This window comes from Plantactinospora solaniradicis, assembly GCF_042658085.1.
In the GTDB taxonomy this organism is placed as follows: Bacteria; Actinomycetota; Actinomycetes; order Mycobacteriales; family Micromonosporaceae; genus Plantactinospora; species Plantactinospora solaniradicis.
The window spans coordinates 219,760-243,634 of record NZ_JBHSPR010000032.1 but is presented as its reverse complement, the minus strand read 5'-3'; the positions used below and the strand labels follow the sequence as shown (position 1 = coordinate 243,634).

The following is a 23,875-nucleotide window of genomic DNA, read 5'->3' as shown; positions in this document are numbered from 1 at the left end:
CTCGCGTCCGCATACCTTGCCCCGAGAGGATCAAATAGTTGACATAACTGTAAGCCTCTAGTAGAGGGTGAGGGTTACCCTTCGCCTCCTCGTACCGAATGGTTGTCGGCCTCGACCCGGCCGGATCGCCGGGCGGGGTGGGCGCCCCGCCGAGATCGAAGGAAAGGACCCCGATGACACCTCCGCACAACTACCTGGCGGTCATCAAGGTCGTCGGCATCGGCGGCGGTGGAGTCAACGCCGTGAACCGGATGATCGAGGTCGGACTCAAGGGTGTCGAGTTCATCGCGATCAACACCGATGCCCAGGCGCTGTTGATGAGTGACGCCGACGTCAAGCTCGACGTGGGTCGGGAACTGACCCGGGGGTTGGGCGCCGGTGCCAATCCCGATGTGGGCAAGAACGCCGCCGAAGACCACCGCGACGAGATCGAGGAGGTGCTCAAGGGCGCCGACATGGTCTTCGTCACCTGTGGTGAGGGCGGCGGTACGGGCACCGGTGGCGCTCCGGTGGTGGCGAACATCGCCCGCAAGCTCGGCGCGCTGACCATCGGCGTGGTGACCCGGCCGTTCTCGTTCGAGGGCAAGCGTCGCCAGGTCCAGGCCGAGGCCGGCATCGACGAGCTGCGCAACCAGTGCGACACCCTGATCGTGATCCCGAACGACCGGCTGCTCGCCCTCGGCGACCGTGGCATCAGCATGATGGACGCGTTCCGGCAGGCGGACCAGGTGCTGCTCTCCGGTGTGCAGGGCATCACCGACCTGATCACCACGCCGGGTCTGATCAACCTGGACTTCGCGGACGTGAAGAGCGTGATGAGCGGCGCGGGCAGCGCGCTGATGGGTATCGGCAGTGCCCGAGGGGACAACCGGGCGGTGGAGGCGGCCGAGGCGGCCATCTCCAGCCCGTTGCTGGAGCAGAGCATGGACGGTGCCCGGGGCGTACTGCTCTCCATCGCCGGCGGTTCCGACCTCGGCCTCTTCGAGATCAACGACGCGGCGCAACTGGTCACCGACGCCGCGCATCCGGACGCGAACATCATCTTCGGCGCGGTGATCGACGACGCGCTCGGCGACGAGGTCCGGGTGACCGTGATCGCCGCTGGCTTCGACGGCGGAACTCCGGCGTACAAGCCGGCCGAGCAGCCCCGCAAGGTCAGCCCGCCGGCGACGCCGCACACCACCGTCCCGGTCTCGCCGCCTCCGGTGTCGGCACCGAGTCAGCCGCCGCGCCGGGTGCTCTTCGACGACGTGGACGTGCCCGACTTCCTCAAGAACGGTTCCTGAACTCCTCAGATGAGCGAAGCACCCCTCCCGGCGCCGGACCAGCGTCGGGCGCAGCTCGCGGCCAACCTGGCCCGGGTCCGGTCCCGGATCGACGCGGCCTGCACCGCGGCCGGCCGGGACCCGGCCGAGGTCACCATGGTCGCGGTGACCAAGACGTATCCGGCCAGCGACGTCTGCCTGCTGGCCGAACTGGGTGTCCTGGACGTGGGCGAGAACCGCGACCAGGAGGCGGCGCCCAAGGCGGCCGAGGTGGCGTCGGCCGGTGGCCGGGTGCGGTGGCATTTCGTCGGACAGTTGCAGCGCAACAAGGCCCGTTCGGTGGTGCGGTACGCCGACCTGGTCCACTCGGTCGACAGCGTACGGCTGGCGGGTGCCCTCGCCGACGCGGCGCAGCGGCACCGCGACCGGTCGCTGGAGGTGTTGGTCCAGGTCAACCTGGACGGTGCCGTCGACCGGGGCGGCGCGCTGCGGGGTGGGAACGATCCGGACCGGGAGATCGACGCGGTGGCCGCCGAGATCGCCGGGCGGGCGGCGTTGCGCCTGGCCGGAGTGATGGCGGTGGCGCCACTGGACTGGGATCCGGAGCGGGCGTTCGCCGGGTTGGCCGAGATCGGCGCCAGGCTGCGGGGCGGGTATCCGGATGCGGTGGTCGTCTCGGCCGGGATGAGCGGTGACCTGGAGGCGGCGGTCGCCTACGGCGCGACACATGTGCGGATCGGTAGCGCGTTGCTCGGAATGCGTAGCACGCTGCGGTAGCCTGACAACCGGACACCAAACTACATCAGTGTTGTTTGAGACGACATCCCCACTGGCGGGGGTCGGGGTGGGGCCGATTGCGGTCGTGCCAGGGGTTGAAGTCTCGGGCCGGTGGGCACTGGCAGTGTTCACGCGCGTGACAGTGGCACGGCACGGGGGGTGTGTGTCGCACGGCGGACGGAGGGGCGCGGGATGGGTGCACTGCGCAAGGCGGGGGTCTGGCTCGGACTGGTCGAGGAGGACGACGAGCGAGCCTACGACGACGGTGGCTACGAGAAAAGTGGCTACCGTGAGCCGCGCTACCGGCAGAGCCGGTACGCCGACGAGTTCGCCGACGAGGACGAGGAGCAGGACGATCCGCCACCGCCGCGGTCCCGGGCCGGCGAGCGGACCCGGCTCTCCGAGCGGTCGTCCGCCCGGGCGACCGAGCACGACCGGTCGGACGGCGATCGGCCGGACCGGAGCGAGCGTGCGGAGCGGACCAGCGTGCGGTCGATCAGTCGGCCGAGCAACGCGGAGCCGTCGGGCGCGTTGACGTACCAGACCCGGGACAATCTCGCCCTGGCGCCGCAGCCGCAGTTGCGGGAGCGCGCGGTGCCGGCGGAGCCCGAGCAGCGCTACCAGATCACCACGTTGCACGTGACCACCTACCGCGAGGGCCGCACTATCGGGGAGCACTTCCGCGACGGTGTACCGGTGATCATCAACCTCACCGAGATGGATGAGGCCGATGCCCGCCGATTGGTGGATTTCGCCGCCGGTTTGGCGTTCGGGCTGCGCGGTACGATCGAGCGCGTGACCAATCGGGTGTTCCTACTCTCACCGGCTAACGTCCAGGTCACCGCGGAGGACAAGGCCAAGATCGCTGAGGGTGGGTTTTTCAGCCTGAGTTAGCCCGAAAGAGGGATCTCGCCTGCCGTGTTTCTGCCCATCCTGTTTCAGGTCCTCTACCTGATCCTCTACGTCTTCCTCCTGGTGCTTTTGGCCCGGTTTGTCCTAAGTGCCGTCCTTCAGTACGGCCGCCGCTGGCAGCCGAGCCGGGGAGCGTCGGCGGGAATGGAGTCGGTGTGGAGCGTCACTGATCCCCCTCTCAAGGCGTTGAGGCGTGTGATCCCTCCATTGCGAATTGGTACCGTGAGCATCGACCTGGCCTCCCTTGTGCTCCTGGTTATCCTGTTCGTGCTGATGGAGTTCGTGTTAAGGCCGTTGATCGTCAGTTGAACAACCTGGTGACCGGCGTGCCACGCGGCCGCAACTGACCCGAGGAGTTTCGATGCCGCTGACCCCGGCCGACGTCCACAACGTCGCCTTCAAGAAGCCGCCGATCGGCAAGCGGGGGTATGACGAGGAGGAAGTCGACGCGTTTCTGGACGAGGTCGAGCGCGAGCTCGCCCGTCTGATCGAGGAGAACAACGAGCTGCGTGCCCAGGTGGAGCGCGGCGGTCGTGGCGGCGCGCCAGCCGGCCCGAGCGCCGACCCACGACTGGCCGCCGAGCTCAACGACGTGAAGGCCCAGCTCGACCGGGTGCAGCGGGACAAGGCCCAGGCCGAGCAGGCCGCCCGGGCGATGCAGGCCGAGCTGGAGCAGGTACGGGCCCAGGGCGGCCCGGCGGTGGGCGGCGACGGGGAGCAGCAGGCTCTCCGGGTGCTGATGATGGCGCAGCGTACGGCCGACGACCACGTCTCCGACGCCCGGCGCGAGGCCGACAAGCTGCTCTCCGACGCGCGGACCAAGGCCGAAGAGGTCACCCGCGAGGCGCGGGCCAAGGCCGACGCGCTGGAGCGGGACGCCCGCCAGCGGCACCAGGAGGCCATGGGTGGCCTGGACGCCAAGCGGACCGCGCTGCAGAAGCACATCGAGGAACTCAAGCAGTTCGAGCGCGAGTACCGGACCCGGCTCAAGGCGTACCTGGAGAGCCAGTTGCGGGATCTCGACGGGCGTGGTCAGGGCCTGGAGGTGGAGATGACGCGGACCGACGGCAATCGGTCCGGCGGCAGCACCCCCGGGCTGGCGACCGCGGGCCTGGCGAACTCGTACGGCGGGGGCAGCCGGTCCGGTGCGCTTGAGACCGGCCGCTGATCCGAGGGCTCGACACCGTACGACAACGACAACTGGAAACGATGCGTCGGGGGTGAGCCGTGATAGTCGGCAGTCTGCTGCTCATCCTCGTCGCCGTCATGCTGCTCGTGCTCGGTCTGGCGAGTGGTTCTAGCGGGCTGCTGATCAGCTCGATCGCGGTCAGCCTGCTGGCCGCCGTCGCGCTGGTGGTGGGTGCCCGGCAGGCTGCCGGGGCCCGGGGCGCGGCCGGCTTCGTCCCCGACGAGCAGTTCGTCGACGACGGGGCGAACGTCGATGACGGCGGCGAGGACGTGGCGCCACCGCGACGGCGCCGGCCACCGACCAGCACCCGGATGGCACCGACCGACCCCCGGCTCGCCGGGACGGGTCGGGGCACCGGCGCCGACCCGTTCGACGACGCCGGGCCGGTGCTGACCGATCCTCTCGACGGTCCGGTCCCCGCCCAGCCCGACCGGTCCGGCGCGGACGCGGACATCGCGGACGCGGACATCGACGACACCGGCTGGCGGCAACCGGCCGGCAGGTCGGAGATGCCCGGTTCCGGGCCGGCGAGTCGAGGCGAGCCGGGCGACGACGCCGTCCCGGCGGACGAGCCGGAGGCGCAGGTGGTCTCCGAGGCCGACGCGGCGATGGTGGCCGGGCTGGTCGACGACGTGTACGTGGTTGACGGAAGGCCGCGCTACCACCTGGCCGACTGCCCGCATTTGCACGACCGGGAGAGCGAGCCGCTACCGGTGGGCGAGGCGGTGGAACTGGGATTCACGCCGTGTGGGCGCTGCGAGCCGGACAGCGCCCTGCTCACCGACGCCCGTCGCGGCTGACGGCGGCGGGAGTGTCGGACGGCGGTGGACGGGTCCGGTCGGTGGCCGGATCCGAGGCGGTGACCGTCGCGGTCCGGGTCAAGCCCGGCTCGTCCCGGGCCCGGGTGGGCGGCCGGTTCGACGGCCCGTACGGCCCGGCGTTGGTGATCGCGGTGCACCAGCCGGCGGTCGACGGTCGGGCCACCGAGGCTGCCCGGCGGGCGCTCGCCGAGGCACTCGGGCTGCGTCCGGCCGCGGTCAGCCTCCGGACCGGTGCGGCGAGCCGCGACAAACTGTTCCAGGTCGACGGCCAGGGCTCGGCGATCGACGTGCGGTTCCGCCACCTGCGGGACGGATCCGCGCGGTGACTGCCGGGGCCCGGCGATCCGCCCACGCTGGCCCCTTTCCGTGCCGGGCGCGGTGGCCGTGACCGACCGGCTCGATATGGCCCTGCTGATCGGCGCCGCGGTGCTGCTGGTCGCCGTCGGGGCCGTCCGGCTGTCGACCCGGCTCGGACTGCCCAGCCTGCTGGTCTATCTCGCGCTCGGGGTGGCCATCGGTGAGTCCGGGTTCGGAATCCGGTTCGACGATGCCGAACTCACCCGCGCCCTCGGCTTCTGCGCGCTGATCGTGATCATTGCCGAGGGTGGGCTGACCTCGCGCTGGAGTGCCCTGCGGCCGGTGCTCGGGATAGCCGCCACGCTGGCCACGGTCGGCGTGGTGGTCAGCATCGCGGTGGTCGGCGTGGTGGTCCACTTCCTGCTCGGGCTGGACTGGCGGCTCGCCCTGCTCTACGGCGCGGTGCTGTCCTCCACGGACGCGGCGGCGGTCTTCGCCACCCTGCGCTGGCTCCGGCTCCCGCCCCGGCTGGTGGCGACGCTGGAGGCCGAGTCCGGGATGAACGACGCCCCGGCGGTGCTGCTGGTCGTCCTGCTCTCCACCTCGGGGCTCGGCGCCCACCCCTGGTGGTACGAGGTGCTGGTGCTCGGCTACGAGTTGTCCCTGGGCACGGTGCTCGGGTTCGGCGTGGGAATGCTCGGGCGATGGACGTTGCGCCGGGCCGCCCTGCCGTCGTCCGGGCTCTATCCGATCGCCGCGGTCGGGCTCACCGTTCTGGCGTACGGCGCCGCCACGGTGCTGCACGCGTCCGGGTTCATCGCCGTCTACGTGGCCGGGGTGGTGCTGGGCAACTCCCGGTTGCCGCACCGCCAGGCGATTCTCGGGTTCGCCGACGGGCTGGCCTGGCTCGCCCAGATCGGCCTGTTCGTGCTGCTCGGCCTGCTCAGCGTGCCGGGTCGACTCGTGGACGCCCTGTTGCCGGCGGTGGTGGCCGGACTGGCGCTGCTCTTCCTGGCCCGGCCGGTGTCGGTGGTGGTCTGTGCCCTCGGGTTCCGGGTCCCGGCCCGGCAGCAGGCGTTCCTGTCCTGGGCGGGGCTGCGCGGGGCCGTGCCGATCGTGCTGGCCACGATCCCGCTCTCGGAGAACCTGCCGGGCGCCGAGCAACTCTTCGACACGGTCTTCGTACTAGTGGTGATCTTCACATTGGTGCAGGCCGGCACCCTCGGTCCGGTGGCCCGCCGGCTGGGGATCACCGCCCCGGCGGAGTTGACGGAGCTGCGGGTGGAGACGGCACCGCTGGAACGGATGCAGGCGGATCTGTTGCAGTTGGAGATCCCGCCCGGTTCCCGGCTGGTCGGCGTACACCTCGACGAGCTGCGGTTGCCGGTCGGCGCCTCGGTGACGTTGGTGTCGCGGGACGGCGTCGGGTTCGTGCCGGGGCCGGACACCCGGTTGAAGGTCGGGGACAGCGTGTTGGTCGTGGCGACCGCGCGGGTCCGGGACGACGTCGAGCGGCGGCTGCGGGCGGTCAGCCGGCGGGGGCGGCTGGCTCGCTGGTTTGGGGAGTCTGGGGACGATCGCGACAAATAATGCTATCGTTCCTTTTGCCCGTTTTGCGGCTTATTACGGGCTGAAATGCGTCACATCGGTGCGGCATGTTGTCGGACGTCTGTACGTTCCGTATTCTTGCCAACCTCCGGAGTGCGCGGCGTCCCGCCGCGCCCGTTTTGCAATTGGGGGAAAGCCGTGGGCGAGCGGGCGAAGGTCGGGGGTGAGATACCCGGAATCTCGGGTTTGTCGCTCAAGGCCGAGCGGGCCCGACCTCCGGTCGGCGCCCCGCGACGGCGGCGTCCCGCGATCCTGAGACCCGGCGACGGCGTCCTCCGCCGTCGGCACCACCCCACCGGTCGCGCCCGCCGAAGCGACCGGACCGAACAGGATCAGTCGATCCGCAGCCGGGGCACCGGAGGATCCTGTCCAGGCACGGCCGATCGCCGCGGAGTCCGCGGCCTAGGGAGCGACGATGGCTAAGCCAGCCGAGACCAGGACCGCCGCCGGCCGTAAGTCGGCATCGAAGGCCGCACCGAAGGCCGCGCCGAGGACCGCCCGCAGTGCCGCGGAGACCGAGAAGATCCGGGCCGCCCTGGCGGCCCGCCGCGACGAACTGCGCGGCGAGTACGATCAGACGTTGAGCGAGATCACCGAGCTGCAGCGCGACCGGTTGACCGACTCGGCCGGGGACGACCAGGCCGACACCGGCACCAAGACGTTCGAGCGGGAGCAGGAGATCTCCCTCGCCAACAGCATCCTGGAGCGCATCACTCAGGTGGAGCGGGCCCTGGAACGGCTTGACGAGGGCAGCTACGGCTGGTGCGAGCGGTGCGGCAATCCGATCCCCGTGGAGCGGCTCGCCGCGTTCCCGTCCGCCACGCTGTGCGTCTCGTGCAAGCAGTTGGAGGAGCGCCGGTGAGCCCAGCCGGGTCGTGAACGGAGAAAGGGACTCCTGCTGAACATCGACGACGAGCGGACGACCGAGGCAGGGCCCACCGGCCCATCCCCGGATCGGCCGACCCCGGGGCGCGCACGGCGGGTCGCCGTGACGGTCCTGCTGGCCACCGCCGTACTGGCCTGGCTCGCCGACCTCGGTACGAAGCACCTGGCCCTGGCAGCACTCTCCGACCGCGAACCGGTGCGCCTGCTCGGCGGCGCCGTCTACCTGACGCTCACCCGCAACAGCGGGGCGGCGTTCAGTCTCGCTTCCGACCACACCTGGGTGTTTCCGCTGGTCACCGCCGTGGTGATCGGTTGGATCGGCTGGATGGCCGCCCGGTTGCGCTCGCTGCCCTGGGCGATCTCACTGGGCCTGGTACTCGGCGGCGCGGTCGGCAACCTGACCGACCGGATCTTCCGGGCTCCCGGGGCGTTCGTCGGGCACGTGGTCGACATGGTCAGCCTGTTCGATCCGTACGGGCAGGTCTGGCCGATCTTCAACCTCGCGGACAGCGCTCTGGTCAGCGGTGTCGTCCTGGCGGTACTGCTGGAACTCACCGGCCGCCAGCGCGACGGCACCCGGCTCCGGTCGCGGCCCAGGGCCGGTGACCCGGCCTCCGGTCGGGACGCCGAGGTCTCCGGTCGGGACGCGCAGGTCCCCGGTCGGGACGGGCGGGTCTCCGGTCGGGACGCCGAGACGGCGGCCGACAGCACGGCCGAGACGGAACGGCAGGGCCGGGCATGACCTCGACCTACGACGCCGGCCATCTCCGGCCCACCGGAGACGTCCGGTCCCTGCCGGTACCGGACGGACTCGACGGCATGCGGCTGGACCAGGCGGTCTCCCGGCTGTTCGGCCTGTCCCGCACCACGGCGGCGACGCTGGTGGAGGCCGGTGACGCGCTGGTCGACGGTGTCGCCCGCCCCAAGTCCGACCGGGTCTCCGCCGGTTCGTGGCTGGAGGTGGTGCTGCCCGCACCGGCCGCGGCGCCGACGGTCATCGCCGAGACGGTGCCGGGGCTGCGGGTCGTGTACTCCGACGACGACATCGTCGTGGTCGACAAGCCGGTCGGGGTGGCCGCCCATCCGAGTCCGGGTTGGTCCGGGCCCACGGTGATCGGCGGGCTGGCCGCGCTCGGACACACGATCGCGACCAGCGGCGCCGCCGAGCGGCAGGGGATCGTGCACCGGCTGGACGTCGGCACCACCGGTGTGATGGTGGTGGCCAAGAGCGAGCAGGCGTACAGCCTGCTCAAGCGGGCCTTCAAGGCCCGTGAGGTGGAGAAGCGCTACCACGCGGTGGTCCAGGGCCACCTCGATCCGCTGCGCGGCACCGTGGACGCCCCGATCGACCGCCACCCGCACCACGACTACCGCTGGGCGGTGGTGGCGGGTGGCAAACCCAGCATCACCCACTACGACACCCTGGAGGCGTTTCCGGCGGCGAGCCTGCTCGACGTACGGCTGGAGACCGGCCGGACCCACCAGATCCGGGTGCACCTCTCCACCCTGCGGCATCCCTGTGTCGGCGATCTGACATACGGGGCCGATCCCACCCTGTCGGCCCGGCTCGGCCTTGCCCGGCAGTGGTTGCACGCCCACGAGTTGGCCTTCGAGCACCCCCGTACGGCCGAGCAGGTTCGGTTCGTCAGCGACTACCCTGACGACCTGGAAGTTGCGCTTCGCATCCTGCGCGACTGACCGACCGCGATCGGTGACCCGACGAGGGGGAGTTTCGCCCGTGCACCCCGGCGACCTGTTGCGACAGCTGGACCGTCAGCTGTTGCCGCCCCTGGCCCGTGGGATGGCCCGGCTGGGGCACGGCCCGCTGCGGCTCCGGCTGCTGACCACCGTCGCGTTGCTCTGCTCAGCGGCCGTACTGGTCACGGCGGTGTGGGCGGCCGATCGGCGGCCAGCCGTCGACCAGACCGTCGGCGAGGTCACCCGGGTCGGGGTGGAGCAGGGCCAGTCCATTCCGGGCTATGTCGAATCCAGCCGGGGGGAGTTGCGGGCCCTGCTCGCCGCCGGGCCGGCCGAGTCGACCCGGCAGACGTACGCCCTGGTGACGATGTCGGCCTACCTGGCGCCGGACCGGTTGACCCCGGTGCTGACCGGGGTCTCGGTCTCCGAGGTCTTCAGCCGGTTGTGGCGGCCGGGTACCCAGACCCAGATCGTGCGTATTCCGGCATTCCGCATTCCCGACGACGTGGTCGCCGGGATGCTCCAGGTCGCCGAGCGCAAGGATCAGGAAGTGCGGGACTACCAGGAGCGGAGCGCCGCCGTGACCGGCGACGGCGTACCGGAGCGGGACCTGCGGCGGTGGTACGAGAGCGGGGCCCGGGTGGCCTCGGACGAGGCGACCGCCTACCGTGCCGGATGCTCCTGCGTCTACGCCGCCGTGGTGCGGGGCGAGCCCGTCGCGCTGGAGCGGATCGCCGCCCGGTCGGAGATCCGCGCGGTCGACCCGGCCCCCGAGGTGCGGCGGTTGGACCGGACGGTCTTCACCCCGCCGCTGCCGGAACAGGTCGACGTGGTCCGCCCGCCGGCCGACGCCAGCATGCCGGCGGGCGACGGTGAGCTGACCGGGCAACCGGCCAGGCCGGGCGGACCGGGTAGGCCGGGTGGCGAGCCGGCCGGGCAGACGACCACGGCTCCGTCGACCGGCGGGGCGAACGATCCGCTCCCCGATCCGCCGGCCACCCCCAGCGCGGGCCCGACCGGGCCCGACGTCCCGGATCCGCTGCCCAGCGACGATCCCGTGCCCGACTCGCCGACGGTCGAGGATCCGGCGCCCGACCGGCCGTCGGACGAGGCACCGTCGGCCGAGGTGCCCTCCACCACGTCCAGGCTGCCCACTGCCACGACGAGCGGAGAACCGTGACGATGGTTACGCCTGAGGGCGCCTGTTCGACGGTGGCCACGCCGACCGTGGTGGGTGCGCTCCCCATGTGGCCCGAATAGGGTTTGCTTCGTAGCCTGTCAGGGCGGGGACCGATGGTGCTGGGAGGGGCGAGCCGTGGACGGCACCGAGACCGGCTGGGGCCGGCCGGCGGAATCAGCGCCGCGCTGGCGGGCGCTGCTCGACCGGGCTCTGCACGGTGGCCGCACCGATGAGCAGCAGGTCCTCGACGAACGAGCAGGTCCGGAGCAGTCGCCGGACCCCGGCCGGGGCGCCGGGCGCGGTGCCGGCACCGGCTACCCCGGTCGGTCCGAGCGCGGCCCGGCCGCCGACCCGGGCCAGCCGTCCGGCTCCGGCTACCCGTCCGGGCCCGGTTACGGCGTAGCTCCCGACCACCGCCCCGACCCCGGATATCCCGGCGAATCCCGCTACGCCGCGCTCGAGAACGGCTACCGGCCGGATCCCGGCTTCGGACTGGACCCCGGACGGGCGCCGTCCGGCGACCCGGGCCCTCCGGCCCGCCCGGCCGACCCCGGCTACGCCCGTCCCGATCCTGGCTACCGCCCGGAACCGGGCTACCGCCCCGATCCCGCCTACCGGCCCGACTCCGGGTACCGGGCGGAGCCGGAGCGGCGACCGGACCCCGGCTACCGGGCCGGCCCCGAACCGCGACCGGACTCCGCGTACCAGCCGGGCCCCGGATACCGCCCCGATCCCGGGTACCGGGCCGAGCCCGGCTATCCCGCCGAACCGGGCTACCCGACCGAATCCCGGTACGCCGCCCTCGGCACCGGCTATCAACCTCCACCGCCGGTCGCCCCGGCCCCGCGCCCGGCCCCGTCCGGTCCGCCCCCGCTGTCCCGCCGCCCGGCCCCGCCGACGATGCCCGCCGTGCCGCAGCCCGCGCTGCCACCGGCCGCGCTGCCACCGGCCGCGCCGGGACGGTCGATCCCGGCTCCCCGGACGTCCCTGGCGCCGCCGGTGACCCCGGCGCCCCCCGCGGGACAGCCGTCGATCCTGGCCCCACCGACGGCGCCGGGCGACGTGCCGGCCCAGTCACCGCCGGCCGGCCCTCCGCCGTCCGACGTCGGCTACGCCCCGGTTCCCCGGCGGGCCAGCGTCGAGCCCGGCTACCTGGCCCGGATCGAGCGGCAGCAACGCCAGTCGAATCCCGAGGTCGAGCGCGCGATGGGCGTGCTGCGTCGGGACCTCGGCACGCCCCGGGTGGTCGCCTTCGCCAACCCGAAGGGCGGCGTACACAAGACCACGGCCACCGTCCTCGCGGCGGCGACCGTGGGCAGCGTGCGCGGCCGGGGAGTGCTCGCCTGGGACGACAACGAGCTGCGCGGCACCCTCGGGCTACGGGCGGGGAGCGCCCGTCACGCGCGTACGATCCGACACCTGGTCGCCGACCTGATCGAGATCGAGGCGCTGCCCAGCACCCGGCTGATCGAGCGGCTCGACGACTACCTGCGGCACGCCTCGGACGGGTCGTACGACGTGCTGGCCGGCGAGGAGAGCCCACGGTTCGCCCAGCGGCTGGACGAGCACACCGTCCGGCGGGTGCTGGAACTGCTCCGCCGCACCCACGACGTCATCTGCGTGGACACCGGCAACAACGTGGAGAGCTCCAACTGGCAGACCGTGCTGCGCGCGGCCGACCAGCTGGTGGTCACCACGGTTCCCCGGGAGGATGCCGCGTTCACCGCGGACTGGATGCTCGACCTGCTGCACGACATCGGCATGGGCGAACTGGCCGACAACGCGGTGACCCTGCTCTCCTGCCCGACGCCGGGTCGCTCGCCGTTGCTCGACGACCTGAAGCGGCACTTCGCCACCCGGACCCGAGCGGTCGCGGTGGTGCCGTACGACCCGGCGCTGGAGACCGGTTCGTCCATCGAGTACGGCCATCTGCAGCAGGAGACCCGGGACGCCTGGCTCCAGGCGGCGTCGATGATGATCGAGCCCTTCGCCCGCTGACCGCCGAGCGGCGGATCGGGTCCGGCAGGGGTCTCGGTCGGCGTGTCGCGGGCGGAGTGTGGGACAGCTCGCGACGGCGGGTGTCGCCCCTAGAGGCCGGGCTCTCCGGGGACTAGGCTCGGGGGCCGGCGGTGGCGCTTCTGCCGGGGGCGGTGCCCTGCCGTAGGGCACGGATCGTGCCGTTCTGGCTGCGTACGCCAGGTGCGGCGGTGGTGCCGTTGGGGGATGCGTCGCTGGGTGACCGGTAGCCGCCGTCGACCGGTGGGTTGGCGGATCGGCCGGCAGCCGCGTGAGGGAAGGGGGCCCTGGGTGTCTGACTCGTTCGTGCACCTGCACGTGCACACCGAGTACTCGATGCTCGACGGGGCGGCCCGACTCAAGGAGTTGTTCGCCGAGACGGATCGGCTCGGCATGCCGGCGCTGGCGATGACCGACCACGGCAACCTGTTCGGGGCGTACGACTTCCACAAGCAGGCGACCGCCGCCGGGGTCAAGCCGATCATCGGCAGTGAGATGTACCTGACCCCCGGAACGGACCGTCGGGACCGGACCCGGGTCCGCTGGGCCGACGGCGGCGAGAACGACGTCTCCGGCGGTGGCGCGTACACCCACATGACCATGCTCGCGGCCGACGCCGACGGGCTGCGCAACCTGTTCCGGATGCAGTCGCGGGCGAGCCTGGAGGGCTACTTCTACAAGCCGCGCGCCGACCGGGAACTGCTGCACGAGTACGGCAAGGGCATCATCGCCACCACCGGCTGCCCGTCCGGCGAGGTGCAGACCTGGCTGCGGATCGGCAACTTCGAGAAGGCGTGCGAGTCGGCGTCCGAGTTCCGGGACATCTTCGGGGCGGACAACTACTACCTGGAGGTCATGGACCACGGTCTCGACATCGAGACCCGGATCCGGCAGGACCTTATCCGGCTGGGCAAGAAGCTCAACCTGAAGCCGGTGGCCACCAACGACCTGCACTACACGTACGAGAAGGACGCGGACGCGCACGAGGTGCTGCTCTGCGTGCAGTCCGGTTCGACGATGGCCGACCCGAAGCGGTTCAGGTTCGACGCCCGCGACTTCTATCTGAAGTCCCCGGCCGAGATGCGCGCGCTCTGGGACGCCGAGGTCCCCGGGGCCTGTGACAGCACCCTGGAGATCGCCGAGAAGATCGGTGACTACTCGGCGCTGTTCGCCTCGCGCAACCTGATGCCGCAGTTCCCGATCCCGGCCGGGGAGACCGAGGAGACGTACCTCCGCAAGGAGGTGCTGCGAGGGCTGGAGCGGCGGTTCCCGGGCGGGGTGCCGGAGGATCGCCGGAAGCAGGCCGAGTACGAGCTCGACGTGATCATCAAGATGGGCTTCCCGGGCTACTTCCTGGTCACCGCCGACCTCATCGCGTACGCCAAGCGGGAGGGGATCCGGGTCGGACCGGGCCGTGGCTCGGCGGCGGGCGCGCTGATCGCGTACGCGCTGGGCATCACCGAACTGGACCCGATGGAGCACGGCCTGCTCTTCGAGCGGTTTCTCAACCCGGACCGCGTCTCGATGCCCGACATCGACATGGACTTCGACGAGCGTAGGCGCGGCGACATGATCCGCTACGCCACCGAGAAGTACGGCGAGGCGCGGGTCGCGCAGATCATCACGTACGGCACGATCAAGGCGAAGGCGGCGATCAAGGACGCGGCCCGGGTCCTCGGGTACCCGTTCGCGATGGGCGACCGGATCACCAAGGCGATGCCCCCGGCGGTGATGGGCAAGGACATCCCGCTCGGCGGCATCTTCGACCCCGGCCACCCGCGCTACCAGGAGGCGGCCGAGTTCCGGCAGCTCTACGACGGCGACGCCGAGGTGGCGAAGATCGTCGACACCGCCAAGGGGCTGGAGGGGCTCAAGCGGCAGTGGGGCGTACACGCGGCCGGCGTCATCCTGTCCCGGGATCCGCTGCTCGACGTGCTGCCGATCCACAAGCGCGAGCAGGACGGCTCGATCATCACCCAGTGGGACATGGGTGCCTGCGAGACCATCGGCCTGCTCAAGATGGACTTCCTGGGCCTGCGCAACCTGACCATCATGGACGACGCCTTGGACGCCATTCGGGACAACCGGGGGATCGACCTGGTCCTGGAGGATCTGCCGCTGGACGACAAGGCGACGTACGCCCTGCTCGGCCGCGGCGACACCCTCGGGGTGTTCCAGTTCGACGGTGGCCCGATGCGGGCGCTGCTCCGCTCGATGGCACCGGACAACTTCGAGGACATCTCCGCCGTCGGCGCGCTCTACCGGCCCGGCCCGATGGGCGCCAACGCGCACAACGAGTACGCCGACCGGAAGAACAACCGCAAGCCGGTGGTGCCGATCCACCCCGAGCTGGCCGAGTCCCTCTCCGAGATCCTGGGCGACACCTACGGGCTGATCGTCTACCAGGAGCAGGTCATGGCGATCGCCCAGAAGGTCGCCGGCTACACCCTCGGCGCCGCGGACCTGCTCCGCCGGGCGATGGGCAAGAAGAAGAAGGAGATCCTCGACAAGGAGTTCAAGCCGTTCGCGGCCGGCATGAAGGCCAACAACTACAGCGATGCGGCGATCAAGACCCTCTGGGACATCCTGGTCCCGTTCTCCGACTACGCCTTCAACAAGGCGCACAGTGCCGCGTACGGGGTGGTCTCCTACTGGACCGCATATCTGAAGGCCAACTACCCGGCCGAGTACATGAGCGCGCTGCTGACCTCGGTCGGCGACGACAAGGACAAGTCGGCGGTCTACCTCGCCGAGTGCCGCCGGATGGGCATCAAGGTGCTGCCACCGGACGTCAACGAGTCCAACGCCCGGTTCGCCGCGGTCGGCGAGGACATCCGGTTCGGGCTCGCCGCCGTCCGCAACGTCGGCACGAACGTGGTCGAGTCGATCCGCCGGTCCCGCAAGGAGAAGGGCCGGTTCACCGACTTCTACGACTACCTGCGCAAGGTCGACGCGGTGGCCTGCAACAAGAAGACGATCGAATCGCTGATCAAGGCCGGTGCCTTCGACTCGCTCGGGCACACCCGCAAGGGGCTGCTCGCCGTACACACCGATGCGATCGACTCGTTCATCGCCCTGAAGCGCAACGAGGCGGTCGGCCAGTACGACCTCTTCGGCGACGCGTTCGGCGGCGGCGGTGACGGCGGTGCCGGCGGTGGGATGGTGGTCACCCCGCCGATCCCGACCGGGGAGTGGGACAAGACCGACCTGCTCACCTTCGAACGGGAGATGCTCGGCCTCTACGTCTCCGACCACCCGCTCTTCGGCGTGGAGCACGTCCTCGCCGCCGCCGCCGACATGTCCATCGCCACCCTCGCCGAGGAGGGCAACGTCTCCGACGGCGCGGTGGTGAACCTGGCCGGCATCCTCTCCGGGGTCCAGCGACGGATCACCAAGCAGGGCCGGGCCTGGGCATCGGCCACCCTGGAGGACCTCGGCGGCGCGGTCGAGGTGCTGTTCTTCCCGAACACCTACGAACTGGTCGGCCAGTACATCGCCGAGGACGCGATCGTCGTCGTCAAGGGCCGGGTCGACCGCCGCGACGACCAGCCCCGGCTGATGGCCATGGACCTCTCCATGCCGGAGATCACCGCGGCCGACGAGGTCAAACCGATCGTTCTCGCCCTGCCGCCGTCCCGCTGCACCCCACCCCTGGTCGAACGCCTCCGCGAGGTCCTGACCAGCCACCCCGGCTCGGCCGAGGTGCACGTCAAACTGATCAACGGCTCCCGCGCCACCCTGCTCCGACTCAGCCCGCTCCGCGTCGCCCCGACGACCGCCCTGATGGCCGACCTCAAGGCGCTGCTCGGCCCCAGCGCCGTCGCCGGCTGAGGTGTAAGGAAGGGCCCCTTCTTATCGCTTTTTGTATAAGAAGGGGCCCTTCCTAACACCCGAGCGGAGGCTGCGGAAAACACTCGCCCGAGCAGTTCTCCGGATCCGGGCCCCGCCCGGTCTGCCCCGCCTGAGAGGATCATCCGGTGAGCCCGGCAACCTCCCATCCCGAAGGCCCGCTGGGCGATGGTGACGACGACCGCCCCGCCGTCCCGTCGACGCCTGCCCCGGCCTTCCCAGCCCCGGCCTTCCCGGCCCCGACGCCCACCGGCGGGCCGCCGGGCGGCGAGGCGGAGCGACGTACCCCGGGCGGGTCCGAGGCGGAGCTACCGACCCCCGCAGGGTCCGAGGCGGAGCGACGTACTCCGGCCGGGTCCGAGGCGGATCTCGACCCGCTGGCGTGGCCCGGACCGGATCCGGTCGGCCGACCGGACTTCGGGCCCGACCTGACCGCAGCCCGGCTCGGCACCGGTCCCGGTGGCCCCGAGACGGGCGGCGGGCTGCTCCGGGGCCTCGCGGTCAGCGCCGTCGCGGTTCTGGCGATGATCCTGCTGGGGATCCCGCTCGGTCTGATCTGGTCGGCCGTCGCACCGGGAGTGCCGGTGGTGCAGACCGAGAACGGTGCGCTGCTGGCCCAGCCACAGCCGGAGGAGTTCATCGCCGCCGATGGCTGGTTCAGCCTGCTCGGGTTCGGCCTGGGGGTGTTGGTCGCCATCGCGGTGTGGCTGCTGCTGCGCCGGTACCGTGGCCCGCTCGGAATCCTGCTGGTCGTGCTCGGCATGATCGGTGCCGCGGTGCTGGCCTGGCAGGTCGGGCGGCACATCGGCCTGGCCGGATACGAGCGGCTGTTGCAGACCGCGCCGCCCGGCGAGACGTTCACGAAACCTCCGGACCTGCACGGCGGGCAGTTCGAGATGGTGCTCGGGTTCATTCCCCGGATCCAGGACCTGCTGGTGCCGGCGTTCGGCGCCGCCGTGATGTACACCCTGCTGGCCGGCTGGTCGCGGTATCCGGGACTGCGGCCCGAGGCCGAGCCCGTCCCGGCCGTGCCCGCTCCGGTCGTGCCCGCTCCGGCCGTGCTCAGTTGGGACTTGCCGGTACCGCCAGCTCCGTCAGCGACACCGGCACCGCCCGCACCTGACGCAGCAGAGCCGCCTCGCGGTTGAGCAGGCGCAGCTCCGCGGTGAGCCGGCCGGCGGTGTCCGGGGTGGCCAGCAGCCGCTGCCGGTCCGTGAGGGTCAGCGCGGCGGTGGCCGCCACCAGGTGCGACAGCACGGTCGGGTCGTCCGGCAACTGCTCCGAGATCTCGTCCCGGTCGTCCCGGACCAGCGTGAGGTAGCGCCGGAAGACCGCCAGCACCCGGGGTGCGAGCAGATCGGCGAGCTGCTCCTGTCCGGTGGGCTCGGGCAGCCACTCCACCTCGGCGGTCAGGTACGGCGTCGACTCCTCGTCGACCTCCGCGATCCGGAACCGTCGGCGGCCCACCGTGACCACGTCCAGCCGGCCGTCGGGCAGTTCGGTGACCTGGCGGAGTTCGGCGGTGCAGCCGACCTCGTGCAGGGTTACCGGTGCGCCGTCCGGCTGCCGACCAGCGGGCTCCGGGTCCGGTCGCCCCGCCGGCCGCTCCTGCCCGGGGTGCCGCTCCTGCTCCGGCCCGTTGGCGACCGGGGCCGAGCCGCCGCTGCGGATCGCCACCACGCCGAACTCCCGGGGCGTGCCGTCGGGCAGGTTGATCAGGTGCTGCATCAGTTCGAGGTAACGGGCCTCGAAGATGTGCAGCGGTAGCACCAGGCCGGGAAAGAGCACCGTCCCGAGCGGAAACACCGGCAGCCGCGCATCCACCGGTCGAGCCTAGCCCGTGCCGGCCAGCCGCGAACGGGCGTGGCTCGGCTCACCGTCCCGCCGGGTGGACGGACGGCGTGGCGATCCGTGGACGGCGAATAGACTCCCAAGGGTGTTGAACCGGATCGACCTGCGCGGAGGTTGGCGCGACCCGCGCGCGCTGCTGCCCCGCGCCCAGCTTGACGTGTCCGTCGCGGTGGACAAGATCCGCCCGATCGTGGAGGCGGTCCGCGAGCATGGGTTCGCGGCGATCCAGGAGGCCACCCATCGCCTCGACGGGCTGCGGCTGGACCGGTTCCGGGTGCCGACCGAGGCGATCACGCGGGCCGAGGCGACGCTCGAGCCGGAGGTCCGGGCGGCGCTGGTCGAGAGCATCGACCGGGCCCGCCGGGTGCACGCCGACCAGCGGCGGGTCGACCTGACCACCGAGGTGGTCCCGGGCGGCACCGTCACCGAGCGGTGGGTTCCGGTCGACCGGGTCGGCCTGTACGTCCCCGGCGGCCTGGCCATGTACCCGTCGACGGTGGTGATGAACGTGGTGCCCGCCCAGGCGGCCGGGGTCCGGTCGCTGGTGGTGGCGAGCCCACCGCAGGCGGAGAACGACGGCCTCCCCGACGCCCGGGTGCTGGCCGCCTGCGCGCTGCTGGGTGTCGACGAGGTCTACGGGGTCGGCGGCGCCCAGGCGGTGGCGATGCTGGCGTACGGCTCGTGGACCGACGCCGCGCAGAGCGTCCACTGCGATCCGGTCGACATGATCACCGGTCCGGGCAACATCTGGGTCACCGCGGCCAAGCGACTGCTGCGCGGCGTGGTCGGCATCGATGCCGAGGCCGGGCCGACCGAGATCGCCGTACTCGCCGACGACACCGCCGATCCGGTGCACGTCGCCGCCGACCTGATCAGCCAGGCGGAGCACGATCCGCTCGCGGCGAGCGTACTGGTCACCCCGTCGGCCGAGCTGGTCGAGGCGGTGGAGCGTGAACTGCACCGGCAGGTCCCGGAGACCAAGCACGCGGACCGGGTCGGAACCGCGCTGACCGGTCCGCAGAGCGGTGCGGTACTGGTCGACGACCTCGAAGCGGGGCTGCGGGTGGTCGACCTGTACGCCGCCGAGCACCTGGAGATCCAGACCCGGAACGCCCGGGAGTGGGCGATGCGGGTCCGTAACGCCGGGGCGATCTTCGTCGGGCCGTACGCGCCGGTGTCGCTGGGTGACTACTGCGCCGGATCCAACCACGTGCTGCCGACCGGCGGCTGCGCCCGGCACTCCTCCGGGCTCTCCGTGCAGTCCTTCCTGCGCGGCATCCACATCGTCGAGTACGACGAGGCGGCGCTCCGGGACACCGCCCGACACGTGGTGGCCCTTGCCACCGTGGAGGACCTGCCGGCGCACGGTCAGGCGGTGCAGGTGAGGTTCGAGTCGTCGGACGGGTTCGAGTCCCCGGGCCGGCCGTCGGTGACCGGGTCCCCGGGCGGGCCGTCGGCGTGACCTCGCTTGACGATCTCCCCATCCGCGACGACCTGCGGGGGCGCAGCCCGTACGGCGCACCGCAGCTCGACGTGCCGGTGCGGCTCAATACCAACGAGAACTCGTATTCGCTGCCGGAACCGGTGGTGGAGGCCATCGGCAAGGCGGTCGCGGCCGAGTTGCGGGACCTCAACCGCTATCCGGACCGGGACGCGGCGGCGCTCCGCGCCGACCTGGCCGACTACCTGGGGCACGGGCTGCGCACCGCCGACGTCTGGGCGGCGAACGGATCCAACGAGATCCAGCAGCAGCTCCTCCAGGTCTTCGGCGGTCCGGGGCGGACCGCGCTCGGCTTCACCCCGGCGTACTCGATGCATCCGCTGCTCGCCACCGCCACCGGTACCGGCTGGCGGGACGGCCACCGGGGGACGGACTTCGGCCTGACCGCGGCCGACGCGGTGGCGCAGGTCCGCCAGCACCGGCCCGACCTGGTCTTCCTGTGTTCGCCGAACAACCCGACCGGCACCGCACTGGATCCGGCGGTCGTCGACGCGGTGCTCGCCGAGGCGCCCGGCATGGTGGTGGTGGACGAGGCGTACGCCGAGTTCGCCCGTGCCGGCACGCCGACCGCGCTCGCCCTGTTGCCCGGCCATCCCCGCCTGGTGGTGACCCGGACCATGAGCAAGGCGTTCGGCTTCGCCGGCGGGCGGCTGGGCTACCTCGCCGCCGACCCGGCGGTGGTCGACGCGGTGCAGCTCGTCCGGCTGCCGTACCACCTCTCGGCGCTCACCCAGGCCGCGGCACGGGCGGCGCTGGCCCACCGGGACGTCCTGCTCGGCACGGTGCAGGCGATCAAGGAGCAGCGGGACCGGATCGTGGCCAGCCTGCGGGCCGGCGGTCGGGCGGTGGCCGACAGCGACGCCAACTTCGTGTTGTTCGAGGTCGGCGGCGACCAGCGGGTGGCCTGGCGGGCGCTGCTCGACCGGGGCGTGCTGGTCCGCGACGTCGGGCTGCCCGGCTGGCTGCGGGTCACCGCCGGCACGCCGCAGGAGACCGATGCCTTCCTCGCCGCCTTAGACTCGTGGGCGACTGGTCCCGGGTCCGACCCGATCGGCACCGGGTCGCCATCGATCGGCACCGGGTCGCCGTCGGCGGGTCCGGGCTCGGCGTCGGCCGGTCCCGGCCCGGCGTCGCCCCATCCGGGTTCGCCGTCGGGCGATCCCGGCCCGGCGTGGGCAGATTCCGAACAGTGAGTCGAGCTACCCGAACAGCGAAAGGTCCTACCGTGAGCAGAACCGCCCGGGTCGAGCGGACCACGGCCGAGACCAAGGTCCTCGTCGAGTTGGAGCTCGACGGCACCGGTCAGGCCGACATCATCACCGGAGTCGGCTTCTACGACCACATGCTCAACCAGATCGCCCGGCACGGCGGTTTCGACCTGACCGTGCACACGGTCGGCGATCTGGAGATCGACGCGCACCACACGATCGAGGACACCTCGCTGGCCCTGGGCGCGGCCTTCGACCAGGCCCTCGGCGACAAGGCGGGCATCCGGCGGTACGGGTCGGCGACCATCCCCATGGACGAGGTGCTGGTCCGGGCCGCCGTCGACCTTTCCGGCCGACCGTACGTGGTGCACGACGAGCCCGCGCTGGCGCCGTACATCGGGCCGGTCTATCCGACCAGCATGACCCGGCACATCTGGGAGTCGTTCGGCCAGGCGGCCCGGATGACCCTGCACGTGTCCGTGCTCCGGGCTGCCCGGCCGGGCGGACACCCGGACGCCCACCACGTGGTGGAGGGGCAGTTCAAGGCGGTGGCCCGGGCGCTGCGCGAGGCCGTGGCGATCGACGCCCGGTCGGCTGGCGCGATCCCGAGCACCAAGGGGCTGCTCTGATGGGCGTGGTACTGCCGGTGGCGCTGTTCGCCCTGGGCGGCGTGCTGATCGGCGGCGCCTGGTCGCTGCACCGCCAGGGTGCGCCCCGGGGCGCGCTCTGGATCGTCGGCGCCCTCGCGGTGCTCGCCACGGCCGGTGGCGTGCTGTGGCTGCTTCCGGAGGCCGGCGGATGACCGGGTCGCCCGTTCCGTCGCCCGCCGACCGGAGTCGGCCGCCCACCGTCGTGGTCCTGGACTACGGCTCGGGCAACCTCCGCTCCGCCGAGCGTGCCGTGGCCCGGGCCGGCGCCGAGGTCACGGTCACCGACGACCTCGCCGCGGCGGCCGCCGCAGACGGGCTGGTGGTACCGGGGGTGGGTGCCTTCGCCGCCTGCATGGCGGGCATCGAGGCCCTCCGGGCCGGTCCGGTGATCGCCGAGCGGGTCGCGGCGGGCCGTCCGGTGCTCGGCATCTGCGTCGGCATGCAGATCCTCTTCGAGTACGGGGAGGAGCACGGCGTCGTCACCAAGGGGCTCGGGCTGCTGCCCGGCGGGGTGACGAGGCTGGCCGCCCGGCGGGTGCCGCACATGGGCTGGAACACCGTCGCGCCGCCGCCCGGAACGCGGCTGTTCGCGGACCTGCCGTCGGGAGCCCGGTTCTACTTCGTGCACTCGTACGCCTCCACCGACACGGCCGTACTGGCCGAGGCCGGTGCGCTGGCGACGACGGCCGAGCACGAGTCGCGGTTCGTCGCGGCGGTCGAGCGGGGGCCGTTGTCGGCCGCCCAGTTCCATCCCGAGAAGTCCGGCGAGACCGGCCGGGTCCTGCTCCGCAACTGGCTGGCCACGTTGTGAGCGCGGGCCGGTCCGGGGCCGTCCGGTGAGCAAGGAACGCGCCCGACGCCGGGCGGTCCGGCTGGCCGAGGCCGAGCGGGAGCGGGCCGCGCGGGCCCGTGCGGTGGTCCGACGCCAGCGGCGGCGTGTTCTGCTGCGTCGGCTCACTCCCCGGCTGCCCGACCGGCGTACCGGGCGGCTCTTCGTCCGGCGCAGCCGGGGCGAGCGGGCCGGAGTGGTCGTACTCTCATTGGCGGCGGTGACGGTCATCTGGCTGCTGGTCGACGACCTGGCCCTGCGCCTCGGGCTGATCGCGCTGCTGCTGCTGGTGCTTCCGGCGGTCGTGGTGATCGCCCTGGGCCGGCGGACCTGACGCCGGAGGCGACGAACCGAAGTGCCGAACGCCGGACCGACCGACCCGAGCACTGGGCCGGCGAGCCTGATCGCCGGACCGGACGACATCCGATCCGACAACCGCGCCAGCCGACCGAGGAGAACACCTTGAGCCTGACCCTGCTTCCCGCCGTCGATGTCGCGGACGGCCAGGCCGTACGCCTGGTCCAGGGCGCTGCCGGCAGTGAGACGAGCTACGGCGACCCGCTGGAGGCGGCGCTGGCCTGGCAGCGCGACGGTGCCGAGTGGATTCACCTGGTCGACCTCGACGCCGCGTTCGGGCGGGGCTCGAACGCGCACCTGCTCGCCGACGTGGTCCGCCGGCTCGACGTCCGGGTGGAGTTGTCCGGTGGCATCCGCGACGACGAGTCACTGTCGGCGGCACTGGGTACCGGGGCGGCGCGGGTCAACATCGGCACCGCCGCGCTGGAGGACCCGCAGTGGTGTGACCGGGTGCTCGGCGAGTACGGCGACCGGGTGGCGATCGGGCTGGACGTGCGGGGCCGCACCCTGTCGGCCCGGGGCTGGACCCGGGACGGCGGTGACCTGTTCGAGGTGTTGGAGCGGTTGGACAAGGCGGGCGCGGCGCGGTACGTGGTGACCGACATCACGAAGGACGGCACGATGCGCGGGCCGAACCTGGACCTGCTGCGGGAGGTATGTGCCCGTACCGACGCCCCGGTGATCGCCTCCGGTGGTGTCTCCACACTGGACGACCTGCGGTCGCTCGCCGCCCTGGAACCGATCGGGGTCGAGGGCGTGATCGCCGGCAAGGCCCTCTACGCCGGGGCGTTCACCGTCGCGCAGGCCCTCGCCGTACTGGCGCAGCCCTGAGGCTCGTCCGGCCGACTGCGAGCCGTCCGGCCGACTGCGAGCCAGATCACAGCTGAGGGCCTGGTCACCTGATCATCCGGATGCCTGGTCGAGGGCGGAGCCGAAGCGTATCTTGGGCCGACCGGCCAGTCGGGCCGGCGGGGTTGCGCCG

The 23,875-nt window shown here is 72.1% G+C and carries 21 protein-coding genes and 2 pseudogenes; 22 read left to right on the top strand and 1 reads right to left on the bottom strand.

Annotated elements, in window-relative coordinates; genetic code table 11:
• Positions 1 to 173: 173 nt before the first annotated feature.
• From ftsZ to ACFP2T_RS29855, 15 genes and pseudogenes are all read left to right on the top strand, one after another.
• Positions 174 to 1,286 (top strand): cell division protein FtsZ, encoded by a 1,113-nt coding sequence (gene ftsZ / locus ACFP2T_RS29925; RefSeq protein WP_377427492.1) that lies wholly within the window; start codon positions 174 to 176, stop codon positions 1,284 to 1,286.
• A 9-nt stretch (positions 1,287 to 1,295) separates the two neighbouring features.
• The gene (locus tag ACFP2T_RS29920) at positions 1,296 to 2,042 is read left to right on the top strand and encodes a YggS family pyridoxal phosphate-dependent enzyme (RefSeq protein WP_377427490.1); all 747 of its coding nucleotides are present in this window, start codon (positions 1,296 to 1,298) and stop codon (positions 2,040 to 2,042) included.
• 192 nt (positions 2,043 to 2,234) lie between these two features.
• Positions 2,235 to 2,936, top strand: coding sequence for a cell division protein SepF (locus tag ACFP2T_RS29915; protein ID WP_377427488.1), 702 nt, complete (start codon positions 2,235 to 2,237; stop codon positions 2,934 to 2,936).
• A gap of 30 nt (positions 2,937 to 2,966) precedes the next feature.
• On the top strand, positions 2,967 to 3,263 hold the full coding sequence (locus ACFP2T_RS29910) for a YggT family protein (RefSeq protein WP_377428040.1): 297 nt from the start codon (positions 2,967 to 2,969) through the stop codon (positions 3,261 to 3,263).
• Between the two features lie 52 nt (positions 3,264 to 3,315).
• The gene (locus ACFP2T_RS29905) at positions 3,316 to 4,122 is read left to right on the top strand and encodes a DivIVA domain-containing protein (protein WP_377427486.1); all 807 of its coding nucleotides are present in this window, start codon (positions 3,316 to 3,318) and stop codon (positions 4,120 to 4,122) included.
• 59 nt (positions 4,123 to 4,181) lie between these two features.
• Positions 4,182 to 4,943: a hypothetical protein gene (locus tag ACFP2T_RS29900; RefSeq protein WP_377427484.1), complete on the top strand. Its 762-nt coding sequence runs from the start codon at positions 4,182 to 4,184 to the stop codon at positions 4,941 to 4,943.
• A 41-nt stretch (positions 4,944 to 4,984) separates the two neighbouring features.
• A complete protein-coding gene (locus ACFP2T_RS29895) occupies positions 4,985 to 5,290 on the top strand; it encodes a DUF167 domain-containing protein (protein WP_377427482.1) in 306 nt (101 codons plus the stop codon).
• Positions 5,291 to 5,348: 58 nt separating this feature from the next.
• A complete protein-coding gene (locus ACFP2T_RS29890) occupies positions 5,349 to 6,851 on the top strand; it encodes a potassium/proton antiporter (RefSeq protein WP_377428038.1) in 1,503 nt (500 codons plus the stop codon).
• 433 nt (positions 6,852 to 7,284) lie between these two features.
• Positions 7,285 to 7,731 carry a TraR/DksA family transcriptional regulator gene (locus tag ACFP2T_RS29885; RefSeq protein WP_377427479.1) on the top strand — a complete coding sequence of 149 codons (447 nt, stop codon included), beginning with the start codon at positions 7,285 to 7,287 and terminating at the stop codon, positions 7,729 to 7,731.
• Between the two features lie 36 nt (positions 7,732 to 7,767).
• Positions 7,768 to 8,370: pseudogene (lspA, locus tag ACFP2T_RS29880) on the top strand (signal peptidase II); the annotation flags it as partial.
• Positions 8,371 to 8,492: 122 nt separating this feature from the next.
• Positions 8,493 to 9,452 (top strand): RluA family pseudouridine synthase, encoded by a 960-nt coding sequence (locus ACFP2T_RS29875; RefSeq protein WP_377427477.1) that lies wholly within the window; start codon positions 8,493 to 8,495, stop codon positions 9,450 to 9,452.
• A gap of 40 nt (positions 9,453 to 9,492) precedes the next feature.
• Entirely contained in the window at positions 9,493 to 10,632 is a 1,140-nt protein-coding gene (locus ACFP2T_RS29870; RefSeq protein WP_377427474.1) for a hypothetical protein, read from the top strand.
• A 135-nt stretch (positions 10,633 to 10,767) separates the two neighbouring features.
• Positions 10,768 to 12,630, top strand: a complete 1,863-nt coding sequence (locus ACFP2T_RS29865) for an AAA family ATPase (protein ID WP_377427472.1) — start codon at positions 10,768 to 10,770, stop codon at positions 12,628 to 12,630.
• A gap of 309 nt (positions 12,631 to 12,939) precedes the next feature.
• Complete coding sequence (gene dnaE / locus ACFP2T_RS29860) at positions 12,940 to 16,479, top strand: DNA polymerase III subunit alpha (protein ID WP_377427469.1); 3,540 nt, start codon at positions 12,940 to 12,942, stop codon at positions 16,477 to 16,479.
• Between the two features lie 146 nt (positions 16,480 to 16,625).
• Positions 16,626 to 17,645, top strand: coding sequence for a DUF2567 domain-containing protein (locus ACFP2T_RS29855; RefSeq protein ID WP_377427467.1), 1,020 nt, complete (start codon positions 16,626 to 16,628; stop codon positions 17,643 to 17,645).
• Here the strand turns inward: ACFP2T_RS29855 and ACFP2T_RS29850 are convergent.
• Positions 17,560 to 18,321 (bottom strand): LON peptidase substrate-binding domain-containing protein, encoded by a 762-nt coding sequence (locus ACFP2T_RS29850; protein ID WP_377427465.1) that lies wholly within the window; start codon positions 18,319 to 18,321, stop codon positions 17,560 to 17,562. The genes ACFP2T_RS29855 and ACFP2T_RS29850 overlap by 86 nt on opposite strands.
• Positions 18,322 to 18,433: 112 nt before the next feature.
• Here ACFP2T_RS29850 and hisD point away from each other — a divergent pair, with 112 nt between their 5' ends.
• The 7 genes and pseudogenes from hisD (at position 18,434) to priA (ending at position 23,724) form a co-directional block, all read left to right on the top strand.
• Positions 18,434 to 19,810, top strand: a complete 1,377-nt coding sequence (hisD, locus tag ACFP2T_RS29845; RefSeq protein WP_377427463.1) for a histidinol dehydrogenase — start codon at positions 18,434 to 18,436, stop codon at positions 19,808 to 19,810.
• Positions 19,807 to 20,868 (top strand): annotated as a pseudogene (locus ACFP2T_RS29840) (histidinol-phosphate transaminase); the annotation flags it as partial. The gene hisD and the pseudogene ACFP2T_RS29840, both read left to right, overlap by 4 nt.
• A 206-nt stretch (positions 20,869 to 21,074) precedes the next feature.
• A complete protein-coding gene (gene hisB, locus ACFP2T_RS29835) occupies positions 21,075 to 21,686 on the top strand; it encodes an imidazoleglycerol-phosphate dehydratase HisB (RefSeq protein WP_377427461.1) in 612 nt (203 codons plus the stop codon).
• Positions 21,686 to 21,859: a hypothetical protein gene (locus ACFP2T_RS29830; RefSeq protein WP_377427459.1), complete on the top strand. Its 174-nt coding sequence runs from the start codon at positions 21,686 to 21,688 to the stop codon at positions 21,857 to 21,859. The genes hisB and ACFP2T_RS29830 overlap by 1 nt, the downstream gene beginning before the upstream one ends.
• Positions 21,856 to 22,518, top strand: coding sequence for an imidazole glycerol phosphate synthase subunit HisH (gene hisH / locus ACFP2T_RS29825; protein WP_377427457.1), 663 nt, complete (start codon positions 21,856 to 21,858; stop codon positions 22,516 to 22,518). Before ACFP2T_RS29830 ends, hisH begins: the two co-directional genes overlap by 4 nt.
• 25 nt (positions 22,519 to 22,543) lie before the next feature.
• Positions 22,544 to 22,870: a hypothetical protein gene (locus ACFP2T_RS29820; protein ID WP_377427455.1), complete on the top strand. Its 327-nt coding sequence runs from the start codon at positions 22,544 to 22,546 to the stop codon at positions 22,868 to 22,870.
• A gap of 128 nt (positions 22,871 to 22,998) precedes the next feature.
• Positions 22,999 to 23,724 carry a bifunctional 1-(5-phosphoribosyl)-5-((5-phosphoribosylamino)methylideneamino)imidazole-4-carboxamide isomerase/phosphoribosylanthranilate isomerase PriA gene (gene priA, locus ACFP2T_RS29815; protein ID WP_377427452.1) on the top strand — a complete coding sequence of 242 codons (726 nt, stop codon included), beginning with the start codon at positions 22,999 to 23,001 and terminating at the stop codon, positions 23,722 to 23,724.
• Positions 23,725 to 23,875 lie beyond the last annotated feature (151 nt).

What these genes read in the sequence shown, in the direction of transcription:
- ACFP2T_RS29905 (WP_377427486.1), top strand. Translation starts at nt 3,316, where the DNA reads ATGCCGCTGACCCCGGCCGACGTCCACAACGTCGCCTTCAAGAAGCCG.
- ACFP2T_RS29920 (WP_377427490.1), top strand. Translation starts at nt 1,296, where the DNA reads ATGAGCGAAGCACCCCTCCCGGCGCCGGACCAGCGTCGGGCGCAGCTC.
- ACFP2T_RS29885 (WP_377427479.1), top strand. Translation starts at nt 7,285, where the DNA reads ATGGCTAAGCCAGCCGAGACCAGGACCGCCGCCGGCCGTAAGTCGGCA.
- hisH (WP_377427457.1), top strand. Translation starts at nt 21,856, where the DNA reads ATGACCGGGTCGCCCGTTCCGTCGCCCGCCGACCGGAGTCGGCCGCCC.
- ACFP2T_RS29830 (WP_377427459.1), top strand. Translation starts at nt 21,686, where the DNA reads ATGGGCGTGGTACTGCCGGTGGCGCTGTTCGCCCTGGGCGGCGTGCTG.
- ACFP2T_RS29875 (WP_377427477.1), top strand. Translation starts at nt 8,493, where the DNA reads ATGACCTCGACCTACGACGCCGGCCATCTCCGGCCCACCGGAGACGTC.
- ACFP2T_RS29915 (WP_377427488.1), top strand. Translation starts at nt 2,235, where the DNA reads ATGGGTGCACTGCGCAAGGCGGGGGTCTGGCTCGGACTGGTCGAGGAG.
- ftsZ (WP_377427492.1), top strand. Translation starts at nt 174, where the DNA reads ATGACACCTCCGCACAACTACCTGGCGGTCATCAAGGTCGTCGGCATC.